The organism is Streptomyces barringtoniae, assembly GCF_020819595.1.
Lineage (GTDB): Bacteria > Actinomycetota > Actinomycetes > Streptomycetales > Streptomycetaceae > Streptomyces > Streptomyces barringtoniae.
Genome location: NZ_JAJHNP010000099.1, coordinates 1 through 583 on the forward strand (window position 1 = coordinate 1; position 583 = coordinate 583).

Sequence of the window (583 nt, forward strand, 5' to 3'; positions counted from 1 at the left end):
TTCCTGTTCACCGGTCAGGGCAGCCAGCGGCTGGGGATGGGCCGGGAGCTGTACGAGGCCTACCCCGTGTTCGCCCAGGCCCTGGACGAGATCCTCGCCCACTTCGAACTGCCCCTGCGTGAGGCGCTGTTCGGTGTCGATGCCGGGCTGCTCGACCGGACGGCGTACACGCAGCCCGCGTTGTTCGCGGTGGAGGTGGCGCTGTTCCGGCTGCTGGAGTCGTGGGGCATCAAGCCGGACTTCCTCTCCGGTCACTCGATCGGTGAGATCGCGGCGGCGCACTGTGCGGGTGTGCTGTCGCTGGAGGACGCGTGCACGCTGGTCGCGGCGCGTGGCCGGCTGATGCAGGAGCTGCCGTCCGGTGGTGCGATGGTGGCGGTGCAGGCGACCGAGGACGAGGTCACGCCGTACCTGACCGACCGAGTGAGCATCGCGGCCGTCAACGGCCCGACTTCCGTCGTCATCGCAGGTGCCGAGGACGCCGCACTGGAGATTGCGGTCCGCTTCGAGGAGCAGGGGCGCAGGACGAGGCGGCTGACGGTCAGTCACGCCTTCCACTCCCCGCACATGGACCCGATGCTGG

The 583-nt window shown here is 69.5% G+C and carries 1 protein-coding gene; it reads left to right on the forward strand.

Features of this window, described 5'->3' with window-relative positions:
- A partial coding sequence (locus LMU33_RS40885) for an acyltransferase domain-containing protein (RefSeq protein WP_228627193.1) occupies positions 1–583 on the forward strand: 583 nt, incomplete at both ends.